Source organism: Streptomyces sp. NPDC103540 (genome assembly GCF_055584445.1).
Genome location: NZ_JBVJMA010000007.1, coordinates 81,650 through 91,534 on the forward strand (window position 1 = coordinate 81,650; position 9,885 = coordinate 91,534).

Annotated in this window: 11 protein-coding genes; 5 read left to right on the plus strand and 6 right to left on the minus strand. The window is 74.1% G+C overall.

Translation table 11 applies throughout. The annotated features are described in order from the left end of the window. Nucleotides 1-60 precede the first annotated feature (60 nt). From ACZ6ZI_RS18265 to ACZ6ZI_RS18280, 4 genes are all read left to right on the plus strand, one after another. Complete coding sequence (locus ACZ6ZI_RS18265) at nucleotides 61-888, plus strand: LytR/AlgR family response regulator transcription factor (RefSeq protein ID WP_469521829.1); 828 nt, start codon at nucleotides 61-63, stop codon at nucleotides 886-888. Between the two features lie 219 nt (nucleotides 889-1,107). Next, nucleotides 1,108-1,383, plus strand: coding sequence for a hypothetical protein (locus ACZ6ZI_RS18270; protein WP_469521832.1), 276 nt, complete (start codon nucleotides 1,108-1,110; stop codon nucleotides 1,381-1,383). Between the two features lie 76 nt (nucleotides 1,384-1,459). Then, nucleotides 1,460-3,193 (plus strand): sodium/solute symporter, encoded by a 1,734-nt coding sequence (locus ACZ6ZI_RS18275; RefSeq protein ID WP_469521833.1) that lies wholly within the window; start codon nucleotides 1,460-1,462, stop codon nucleotides 3,191-3,193. Beyond that, nucleotides 3,190-4,464 carry a histidine kinase gene (locus tag ACZ6ZI_RS18280; RefSeq protein ID WP_469521834.1) on the plus strand — a complete coding sequence of 425 codons (1,275 nt, stop codon included), beginning with the start codon at nucleotides 3,190-3,192 and terminating at the stop codon, nucleotides 4,462-4,464. The genes ACZ6ZI_RS18275 and ACZ6ZI_RS18280 overlap by 4 nt, the downstream gene beginning before the upstream one ends. A 122-nt stretch (nucleotides 4,465-4,586) precedes the next feature. Here ACZ6ZI_RS18280 and ACZ6ZI_RS18285 read toward each other — a convergent pair whose 3' ends face one another. Continuing rightward, a complete protein-coding gene (locus ACZ6ZI_RS18285) occupies nucleotides 4,587-6,029 on the minus strand; it encodes a GuaB1 family IMP dehydrogenase-related protein (RefSeq protein ID WP_363056103.1) in 1,443 nt (480 codons plus the stop codon). Nucleotides 6,030-6,281: 252 nt separating this feature from the next. On the opposite strand from ACZ6ZI_RS18285, the gene ACZ6ZI_RS18290 reads away from it, so the two are divergent. Further along, nucleotides 6,282-6,650, plus strand: a complete 369-nt coding sequence (locus ACZ6ZI_RS18290; RefSeq protein ID WP_469521836.1) for a cupin domain-containing protein — start codon at nucleotides 6,282-6,284, stop codon at nucleotides 6,648-6,650. A gap of 32 nt (nucleotides 6,651-6,682) precedes the next feature. Here the strand turns inward: ACZ6ZI_RS18290 and ACZ6ZI_RS18295 are convergent, their stop codons facing one another. The 5 genes from ACZ6ZI_RS18295 to rpe form a co-directional block, all read right to left on the minus strand. After that, complete coding sequence (locus ACZ6ZI_RS18295; protein ID WP_469521838.1) at nucleotides 6,683-7,057, minus strand: barstar family protein; 375 nt, start codon at nucleotides 7,055-7,057, stop codon at nucleotides 6,683-6,685. Beyond that, nucleotides 7,054-7,542, minus strand: a complete 489-nt coding sequence (locus ACZ6ZI_RS18300) for a guanyl-specific ribonuclease (RefSeq protein WP_469521840.1) — start codon at nucleotides 7,540-7,542, stop codon at nucleotides 7,054-7,056. Before ACZ6ZI_RS18300 ends, ACZ6ZI_RS18295 begins: the two co-directional genes overlap by 4 nt. Before the next feature lie 91 nt (nucleotides 7,543-7,633). Further along, the gene (locus ACZ6ZI_RS18305) at nucleotides 7,634-7,855 is read right to left on the minus strand and encodes a hypothetical protein (protein ID WP_363056111.1); all 222 of its coding nucleotides are present in this window, start codon (nucleotides 7,853-7,855) and stop codon (nucleotides 7,634-7,636) included. Nucleotides 7,856-7,950: 95 nt separating this feature from the next. After that, nucleotides 7,951-8,964, minus strand: a complete 1,014-nt coding sequence (locus ACZ6ZI_RS18310) for a sugar-binding transcriptional regulator (RefSeq protein ID WP_363056247.1) — start codon at nucleotides 8,962-8,964, stop codon at nucleotides 7,951-7,953. A 138-nt stretch (nucleotides 8,965-9,102) separates the two neighbouring features. Beyond that, nucleotides 9,103-9,789: a ribulose-phosphate 3-epimerase gene (gene rpe / locus ACZ6ZI_RS18315; RefSeq protein WP_363056113.1), complete on the minus strand. Its 687-nt coding sequence runs from the start codon at nucleotides 9,787-9,789 to the stop codon at nucleotides 9,103-9,105. Nucleotides 9,790-9,885 lie beyond the last annotated feature (96 nt).

Below are 9,885 nucleotides of genomic sequence, written 5' to 3' on the forward strand. Positions count from 1 at the left end.
CCCCCGGGCGGGGGCCGCGCACCCGTTGGCCCCCGGGTACCCCGTGCCTAGACTCGGCCCATGCTGCGCGTACTGGCCGTCGACGACGAGGAACCCCTGCTGGAGGAACTCCTCTACCTGCTGCGCTCCGACCCCCGGGTGAGCAGCGCGCAGGGCGCCGGCGACGCCACCGAGGCGCTGCGACGGATCACGCGGGCGCTGGAGGGCGGCCCGGACGGGCCCGACGGCATCGACGTGGTCTTCCTGGACATCCAGATGGCCGGGCTGACCGGCCTGGACATCGCCCGCCTGCTGTCCGGCTTCGCCCGGCCCCCGCTCATCGTGTTCGTCACCGCCCACGAGGGTTTCGCCGTCCAGGCGTTCGACCTCAAGGCGGTGGACTACGTCCTCAAGCCGGTCCGCCCCGAGCGGCTGGCCGAGGCCGTCCGGCGCGCCCGCGACCTGCTGGGCCGGCCCCCGCACGCGCCCGGGACGGCGGAGTCGGACCGGGCCGCGCCGGACACCGCGGCGCCGCGCGGGGGCGCCCCGGCGTTCGCCGCCGTCGCCGACCGCGCCCCGGAGCAGATCGCCGTCGAACTGGGCGGTGTCACCCGGTTCGTGGCCATCGCGGACATCGCCTACGTGGAGGCCCAGGGCGACTACGCCCGCCTGCACACCGACGAGGGCAGCCACCTGGTGCGCATCCCCCTGTCCACGCTGGAGGAACGCTGGTCCGCCCGCGGGTTCGTCCGCATCCACCGCCGGCACCTGGTGGCGCTCGGCCGGATCGACGAGCTGCGGGTGGACGCGGGCACGACCACCGTCCGCGTCGGGTCGGCCGAACTCCAGGTCAGCAGGCGGCACGCGCGCGAACTGCGCGACCTGTTGATGCGCCACGCGACCGGCTGACCGGGCCGACGCCCTTCCCGCGCCGCACCCAGGCCCCCGCGAGCACCCCCGCGCCGCACGACCCCGCCGCACGACCGTCCGGCGTACCGCGGAGCCGTTCGTCGCACCGCGACGGACGTACGGCGATCCACCGGGCCCGCCGACCGCAGCGGGCCCCGATCCTCGCACCCGGCCCCCGGGGCGCGCGTATCGTGGCCCCCACGGCCCGGAGGGAGCGAGATGTCCGAGATCCAGGCGCTGTTGGACGCGCTGGCCGGACTTCCCCGGACCCGGCCCGCCGGACCCGCCGAGGCGGAGCGGTTGCTCGCCCGGCTGCGCAGCGCCGCCGCCCACTGGTCCGATGTACTCCACGCGGCGCACCAGGGCGCCCGTGACCAGTTGCCGCCCCGCTCGGAGGCCGCGCTGCGGCTGGCGTTCCGGCACGCGGAGGACTCCTGGGTGGAGTTGGAGATCGCCCTGCGCGACTGCGCGGAGGACCGCGACCCGGCCCGGTGAGCGGAGCGAGCCTGTCGCCGCGCCGTCGCGCTGCGTAGACTCCGGCGGACCCCCTCCCCTGCCGAAGGACCCCGCGGTGAACCGGACGTACGCGCTGACCGCGGTCGCCGTCGTCGTCCTCGTCACCGTGCTCGTCGGCGCGCTCGGCCTGCGCATATCCCGGACCACGTCCGACTTCTACGTCGCCTCCCGCACGGTGGGCCCCCGCCTCAACGCGGCCGCCATCAGCGGCGAGTACCTCTCCGCCGCCTCCTTCCTCGGGGTGGCGGGGCTGGTGCTGCTCCAGGGCCCGGAGATGCTCTGGTACCCCGTCGGCTACACGGCCGGGTACCTGGTGCTGCTGGTGCTGGTCGCCGCCCCGCTGCGGCGTTCGGGGGCGTACACCCTGCCCGACTTCGCGGAGGCGCGGCTGCGGTCCCGGGCGGTCCGACGGATCGCGGTGCTGTTCGTCCTCGGGGTGGGCTGGCTGTACCTGCTGCCCCAGTTGCAGGGGGCCGGGCTCACCCTGGAGGTGCTGACCGGCGCTCCCCGGTGGGCGGGCGGCGTGGTCGTCGCCTGCGTGGTCGCCGCGGCCGTGGCGGCCGGCGGGATGCGCAGCATCACCTTCGTGCAGGCCTTCCAGTACTGGCTCAAGCTCACCGCCCTGCTGGTGCCCGCCTTCTTCCTGATCGCCGCCTGGGCCGGGGACGGAGCGCCGCGCGCCTCCTTCGACGCCCCGGCCGTCTTCCGCGAGCACACCGTGGTCACCCTGGGCGAGGACGTGCGCCTGTCGCTGCGCGACCCGCTGACCGTGACGGTGACCGGGTACCTCGACGGCCGGGAGGTGCGGGAGGCCCCCCTGACGCTGCCCGCCGGGCAGCACACCGTACGGGCCGGCACCCGGCTGGAGTTCGCCCCCGGCGGCGTGGTGCCCGCCGCCCGCGCCGGGGAGTCGGGGGACGTGCCGGGCTGGTCGCGGTCGCTGTCCGGGGAGCGGGGCGAGCACCGGCTCTACGCCACGTACGGGCTGATCCTGGCCACCTTCCTCGGCACGATGGGCCTGCCGCACGTCGCCGTGCGCTTCTACACCAGCCCCGACGGGCGGGCCGCGCGCCGCACCACCCTCGTGGTCCTCGGACTCCTGGGCGCCTTCTACCTGTTGCCGCAGGTCTACGGGGCCCTCGGACGGATCTACGCGCCGGAGCTGGCGCTCACCGGAGACGCCGACGCGGCGGTGCTGCTGTTGCCCGAACGGATGCTGGGCGGAGTGCTCGGCGAGCTGCTGGGCGCCCTGCTGGCCGGGGGCGCCTTCGCCGCGTTCCTCTCGACGGCCTCGGGGCTGACCATGGCGGTGGCCGGGGTGCTCCACCAGGACGTGCTGCCCCGGCGCGGGCTCGGCAGCTTCCGGCTCGCGGTGGTGGTCGCGCTGGCGGTGCCGCTGGCGGGCGGCGTGGTGGCCCGTGACGTGCCGGTCGCCGACGCGGTGGGTCTGGCGTTCGCGGTGTCGGCGTCCTCCTTCTGCCCGCTGCTGGTGCTCGGCATCTGGTGGTCGCGCCTGACCCCGCCGGGCGCGGTGGCCGGTCTGCTGACCGGCGGCGGGGCGGCGCTGGGCGCCGTGGTGGTGACCCGGTGGGGCCTGGCGCCCGGGGGCTGGACGCACGCCCTGCTGGCGTGGCCGGCGGTGTGGTCCGTGCCGCTCGGGTTCCTGACGATGGTGCTGGTGTCCCTGGCGACCCGGTCGCGGATCCCGGCCGGGACGGCCGGCGCGCTGGCCCGGCTGCACCTGCCCGAGGACGTGGTGGCCGACCGGCGCCCGGGGCGGGTGCGGTGAGCGGGGCACTGCCGGCGGCGCTGGCGGTGCTGGTCGCGGCCCTGCTGTTCGCCGCGGGGTGGGTGGCGGGGCGGCGCCGGTCGTGGCCGGGCGGGCGCGCGGCGGGGGCGGACCTGGGCACGCCGGTCGAGCGGGCGACCTTCCACACGCTGCACACCGCCTCGCTGGCCGCTCCCCCGCTGCGGGCCGGGCTCACCGAGGACGCGGCGCGCAAGGCCGCCCGGCGCCTGCGCTCGCTGCTGGGGACCGAGGCACTGTGCCTGACGGACCGGGACACGGTGCTCGCCTGGGACGGTCCGGGCGCCGACCACCACCAGCGGCGGGCGATGGCCCGGGTGCGGACCATGCTGGAGTCGGGGCGCGGCCAGAGCGTGCGGACGGAGTGCCGCCGTCCCGACTGCCCGCTCCGGTGGGCCGTGTTCGCGCCGCTGACCGGCGAGGACGGGGTGCTGGGGGCGCTGGTGGCGTACGGCTCTCGGGAGTCGGCGGTCCTGGTGCGGGCGGCGACGGAGGTCGCGCGGTGGGTCTCCGTACAGCTGGAGCTGTCGGAACTGGACCGGGCCCGGACGCGACTGATGGAAGCGGAGATCAAGGCGCTGCGGGCGCAGATCTCCCCGCACTTCATCTTCAACTCCCTCGCCGCCATCGCCTCGTTCGTGCGGACGGATCCCGAGCGGGCGCGGGACCTGCTGTTGGAGTTCGCGGACTTCACGCGCTACTCCTTCCGGCGGCACGGGGAGTTCACGACGCTCGCCGAGGAGCTGCGCTCGATCGAGCAGTACCTGGCGCTGGCCGGGGCCCGGTTCGGGGACCGGTTGAAGGTGACCCTCCAGGTCGCGCCGGAGGTGCTGCCGGTCGCGGTGCCGTTCCTGTGCCTGCAACCGCTGGTGGAGAACGCGGTGAAGCACGGGCTGGAGGACTCCACGCGGGAGTGCCGGATCACCATCGCGGCCCGGGACGCCGGCGCGGAGGCGGTGCTCAGCATCGATGACAACGGCGTCGGGATGGACCCGGCGCTGCTGCGGCGGATCCTGGCCGGGGAGGTCGGCGGTTCCTCCTCCGGGATCGGGCTGACGAACGTGGACGAGCGGATGCGGCAGGTCTACGGGGACGACTACGGGCTCGTCGTCGAGACGGGTGTCGGCGCCGGCATGAAGGTCACCGTACGGATCCCCAAGTACCGCGCGGGTGTGCACAGTTCCGAGCCGGGCCGGGGCCGGACCCGGGTGGAGCGGCCCGCGCCCCGACGCCCCGTCGACGGCGCGCCCTGACCCGAGCGGCCGCGCGCGCACCGGCCCGGAAACCGCGGGGCGGGTCCGGGAGACGCCCGTGGCCCCGGAACCGCCCCGCGGGGGGAGGGTCCGGGGCCACGGGTGGCGTGCCGTGCGGGGTACTAGCTCCAGCTGGCGTGCAGCGGCTTGCCCTCGGCGTAGCCCGCGGCGGACTGGATGCCGACGACCGCGCGCTCCTCGAACTCGGCGAGGGAGCCGGCGCCCGCGTAGGTGCAGGAGGACCGCACGCCCGCGATGATCGAGTCGATCAGGTCCTCGACGCCCGGGCGGGCCGGGTCGAGGAACATGCGCGAGGTGGAGATGCCCTCCTCGAACAGCGCCTTGCGGGCGCGGTCGTAGGCGGACTCCTCGGAGGTGCGGTTGCGGACCGCGCGCGCGGAGGCCATGCCGAAGGACTCCTTGTACAGGCGGCCGTCGGCCGCCTGCTGGAGGTCGCCCGGGGACTCGTAGGTGCCGGCGAACCAGGAGCCGATCATGACGTTGGAGGCGCCGGCGGCCAGCGCCATCGCCACGTCACGGGGGTGGCGGACGCCGCCGTCGGCCCACACGTGCTTGCCGTACTTCTTGGCCTCGGCCGCGCACTCCAGGACCGCGGAGAACTGCGGGCGGCCCACGCCGGTCATCATGCGGGTGGTGCACATGGCGCCGGGGCCCACACCGACCTTGATGATGTCGGCGCCGGCGTCGATGAGGTCCTTGACGCCCTCGGCGGCGACGATGTTGCCGGCGACGATCGGGACCTTCGGGTCCAGCGCGCGGACGGCCTTGATCGCGTTGATCATCGACTCCTGGTGGCCGTGGGCCGTGTCGATGACGAGGGTGTCGACGCCCGCGTCGAGCAGCTGCTTGGCCTTCTGCACGAAGTCGCCGTTGATGCCGACGGCGGCGGCGATGCGCAGCTTGCCCTCGGCGTCGGTGGCGGGGGTGTAGAGGGTCGCGCGCAGGGCGCCCTTGCGGGTCAGGATGCCGACGAGGCGGCCGTCCTTGTCGACGGCGGGGGCCAGCTTGCGGTGGCCCGCGTCGAGCTGGTTGAACGCGTCGCGGGGGTCGATGTCGGCGTCGATGAGCAGCAGCTCCTTCGACATGACCTCGGAGAGCTGGGTGAAGCGGTCCACGCCGGTCAGGTCGTGGTCGGTGACCACGCCGATCGGACGGTTGTCCGCGTCCACGACCACACCGGCGCCGTGGGCCCGCTTGGGCAGCAGGGACAGCGCGTCGGCGACGGTCTGGGTGGGCGCCAGCGTGATCGGGGTGTCGAGCACGTGGTGGCGGGTCTTGACCCAGGAGATGACGTCGGTGACGACCTCGATCGGAATGTCCTGGGGGATGACGACGATGCCGCCGCGGCGGGCGACCGTCTCGGCCATCCGGCGGCCGGCGATGGCCGTCATGTTCGCCACGACGAGCGGAATGGTGGTGCCGGTTCCGTCGGGCGAGGAGAGGTCGACGCCCTGGCGGGAACCGACCGCGGAGCGGCTCGGCACCATGAACACATCGTCGTACGTCAGGTCGTACGGCGGCTTCAGGTCATTGAGGAAACGCACGTGCTGAACATCCCAGTCGATCGAAGGATCCTGCTACGGCCTCGACAGGTAGGACAGCCGAGGAAACGCACGTACTTCATTCTCCCATGCCCCGGGGTTCACGCCGCCCGGGCCGATCGTCCAGGACATTCCGGGCCCGCTGGTCGTTTCCTACGGGACCTTGGTCCCGGCCCCCGCACGGCGGGGGGCGCCGAACCGGCCGAGACTAGGGTGGGGGGCCATGGGAGTGAACCCCGCGCACCTGGAGGCGTCATGTCGGCAGCGCTCGTACGGGAGCAGACCCCCGTCGCCCTCGCGGGCGGCGGGGTGGAACTGCGGATGGAGGAGATCGGCGGTGACCTGACGGCGGCGTTCGTGCACCTGCCCGAGGGCACGGACCTCACCGCGGCGGTCAAGGGGCAGCCGGACGACATGTGCCAGTGCCCGCACTGGGGCTACCTCGTGTCCGGGCGGTTGATGATGCGGACCAAGGACGGCGACGAGGTGTACGAGGCGGGCCAGGCCTTCTACTGGTCGCCCGGCCACGTCCCGGTGGCCCTGACCGACGTCGACTACGTGGACTTCTCCCCCACCCGCGCCTTCCGCGAGGTCATCGACCACGTGAAGGCGAACATGGGCTGAAGGCGGGCCGGCGGGTCCGGCGGGTCCGGCCCTCAGGGCCGTTCGGGGGCGGCGAGGAGCACCGTCAGCGCGGGTTCGCCCTCGGCGTCGCGCCAGAAGTCGACGGCCTCCTCCAGGATCTCCCGCAGGACGTCCCAGTCGTGCGGCCGTTCGGCGGCGTAGGGCCGCCAGGCGGTGACGGCGAGCAGCCGGCCGGGGGCGGCCGGCAGCCAGGACAGGTCGCGCGCGGCGTCGGCGAGGGCGTCCCAGTTCCCGCCGAACCAGTCGGGCGCCTCCAGGGCCCGCCCGCAGCGCCGCAGCACCGCGTCCTTGCTCCGTACGCCGTCCAGGTCCAGCCGGAGCACGGTCCAGCCGGCTTCCCGGGCGGCCGTGAGGGCGGGGGCGAGCGGTCGCGGGTCCAGGCTCATCGGAGCACCGCCTTGAAGCTCTGGTAGTGGTCGTCCGTGTAGTAGAACTCGCCGCCGCGCCCGGTCACGATCCGGCGGGCGCCGCGGTCGCGGGACCCCGGGGTGCGCACGGTGAACTCGTGGTAGTAGCCGCGCTCCCGCTTGGGCAGGGCCCGCTCGAAGTTCCCGAAGACGGTCCCGTCCTGCCGGTACGCGTAGGGGCCGCCCTTGTCGATCAGGGCGAGCACCTCGCGCGCCTGCGGCGGCAACGCGTCGGCCCGCACGGTGGCCATGCCCTTGGCCCACGCGGGTGGGGAGGTCCCGCCCGAGGGCCGTGCGGGGGGCGCGTCGGAGTCGCCCCCGGAGGCACGGGCGGAGGCGCTCGTGGCGGGACGGTCGGGGGCGGAGGTGCCGGCGCAGGCGACGGCGCCCGTCAGGACGACGAGGCAGAGGAACAGGGCCCTCAGGGCACGCCACGGCGACCGGGGCACGTTCCGAAGGATCATGCCCCGATCGTGCCAAAGATCCGATTCGCTCGCGAATCGCCCGTTGGCGCGGGTTCGCCCGACGGTGTGCCCGCCGGCTCGCCCGGTGGCGTCAGAGGACGGACATCTTGGAGTAGGGGCTCAGGATTCGTTTCTGGACCGATCCGAAGTCCACGAGGACGGCGATCCCCTCCTCGACACCGACGACACGGCCGAGGCCGTGCTCGTCGTGACTCACCCGGTCGCCGACGTCGAAGTGCCGCAGGGGCGCTTCCACGGGGGCCTTGAACGGGCTGGACGGCAAATGACGGCGAGGTACTGCTGACTTGGTCATCGGGTTCAGTATGCGCCCCCCGGGGCCCCCGGCGGCCCGCTGTTCGGGTTTCGATCGGGACACCTTCCGCACCACCCGCCGCGCGGGCGGCGCGATCAGTCGTCCGGGTCGGCCCGATCCAGCGCCGGCCGCAGCCCCGGAGCGGACTCCGTCAGCAGGTAGTCCGCGACCGCCGTGTCGGTGACGAGGCTGGTCACGAGCCCGGAGCGGAGCACCGCGCCGATGGCGGCGGCCTTGCGCAGACCGCCCGCGATCGCCACGACCTCGGGGATCCGGCGCAGCCGGTCGGCCTCCACCGTGATGCACCGCTCACCGAGGTCCCTGCCGACCCGACGCCCCTCGGCGTCGAACAGATGGGCGGACATCTCGGCCGCGACGCCGAGGGAGGCGTAGTGGGCCCGCTCCTCGTCGGTCAGCATGTCGTGGACGGTCGAGATGCCCGGCTCCCAGGAGCCGATCGACACGGCGGCGACGGTGACCTTGTCGAAGTACTCGAAGGCCCGGGCGATGCCCGTCTGGTTGCGCAGCGCCGCGGCCGTCGCCGGGTCGGGCAGCAGCATCGGCGCGTAGATCGGGTGCGCGTCCCCGCCGGAGACCTGCGCGGCCCTGCGGACGGCCTCCACGGAGCCGCGCTCGGCGGTCCCCGCGTCGTACACGCCGGTCAGCTGGACGACCGTGCAGGGGGGCAGCCGGTGCAGCGAGGCGGCCATGTGGATGGTCGAGCGGCCCCACGCCAGGCCGAGCACGTCGCCCTCGTTGACGAGCTCGCCCAGCAGGTCGGCCGCGACCGCGCCGAGGTTCTCCGGATCGGGCGCGTCCTCGGTGGTGTCGGCCGGGGACTCGACCACGACGGCGTGCCGCAGCCCGTACCGGGCCCGGAGCGCGTCGGAGCGCTCCGCGTCCAGTTCGGCCGGCACGCGGATCTCGATGCGTACGAGGTCGCGTTCGAGGGCGGTCTCCAGGACCCGGGCCACCTTGAAGCGGCTGACGCCGAACTCCTCGGCGATCTGGATCTTGGACTTGCCCTCCAGGTAGAAGCGGCGGGCCATGGCCGCCGCCTGCACCAGCTCCGCGGGTCCCATCCGCAGGGCTGACCGTCCCGCCGACATAGCAGACACCGCGTTCTCCTCACTGCTGTTCACACTGTCGTGTTCACACTCTCGACTCGCCGTTCATCCTGTCAGATCCGACGGCCGTTGATCAGCCCGGACGGCTTCCGTTCACCGAGCCGTTCACCAACGCTTGTCTCAGTGGTCACAGGCCCAGGGCGCGGCGGCGATCGCCGCGCCCGCCTGATCGCGCAGCGTGCGCACCGCGGCGGCCGGGTCGACCGCCCCGTATACGGCGCTGCCCGCCACGAACACGTCCGCTCCGGCCTCCGCGACCCGCTCGATCGTCGAGGCCGAGACCCCGCCGTCGACCTGGAGCCAGAGGTCCAGCCCGTGCTTGGCGATCAGCTCCCGGGTGCGGCGGACCTTGGGCAGCATGATGTCGAGGAAGGACTGGCCGCCGAAGCCCGGCTCGACCGTCATGATCAGCACCATGTCGAGCTCGGGGAGGAGGTCCTCGTACTGCTCGATCGGCGTGCCCGGCTTGAGCGCCATGGCCGCCCGGGCCCCCTTGGCCCGGATCTCGCGCGCCAGGCGCACCGGCGCGGCGGCGGCCTCGGCGTGGAAGGTGACCGAACCGGCACCCGCCTCGACGTACTGCGGCGCCCACCGGTCGGGGTCCTCGATCATCAGGTGGAGGTCCAGCGGGATGTCCGTGGCGCGGCTCAGGGACTCCACGATCGGCATGCCGAGGGTGAGGTTCGGGACGAAATGGTTGTCCATGACGTCGACGTGCAGCCAGTCGGCCCCCTCGACGGCCTTGGCCTCCTCGGCGAGGCGGGCGAAGTCGGCGGACAGGATGCTGGGATTGATCTGAACGGCCATGCCCCAAGCCTGCCATGCCGTCGACCGGTTCCGGCCACGACCCCGGAACCCGGCCCGGGACCCTCGCGGCGCTCCGGAACATCGGCGATATAGGTC

What these genes read in the sequence shown, in the direction of transcription:
- ACZ6ZI_RS18290 (WP_469521836.1), top strand. Translation starts at nt 6,282, where the DNA reads ATGTCGGCAGCGCTCGTACGGGAGCAGACCCCCGTCGCCCTCGCGGGC.
- ACZ6ZI_RS18300 (WP_469521840.1), bottom strand. Translation starts at nt 7,542, where the DNA reads ATGATCCTTCGGAACGTGCCCCGGTCGCCGTGGCGTGCCCTGAGGGCC.
- ACZ6ZI_RS18265 (WP_469521829.1), top strand. Translation starts at nt 61, where the DNA reads ATGCTGCGCGTACTGGCCGTCGACGACGAGGAACCCCTGCTGGAGGAA.
- ACZ6ZI_RS18310 (WP_363056247.1), bottom strand. Translation starts at nt 8,964, where the DNA reads ATGTCGGCGGGACGGTCAGCCCTGCGGATGGGACCCGCGGAGCTGGTG.
- ACZ6ZI_RS18305 (WP_363056111.1), bottom strand. Translation starts at nt 7,855, where the DNA reads ATGACCAAGTCAGCAGTACCTCGCCGTCATTTGCCGTCCAGCCCGTTC.
- ACZ6ZI_RS18295 (WP_469521838.1), bottom strand. Translation starts at nt 7,057, where the DNA reads ATGAGCCTGGACCCGCGACCGCTCGCCCCCGCCCTCACGGCCGCCCGG.
- ACZ6ZI_RS18270 (WP_469521832.1), top strand. Translation starts at nt 1,108, where the DNA reads ATGTCCGAGATCCAGGCGCTGTTGGACGCGCTGGCCGGACTTCCCCGG.
- rpe (WP_363056113.1), bottom strand. Translation starts at nt 9,789, where the DNA reads ATGGCCGTTCAGATCAATCCCAGCATCCTGTCCGCCGACTTCGCCCGC.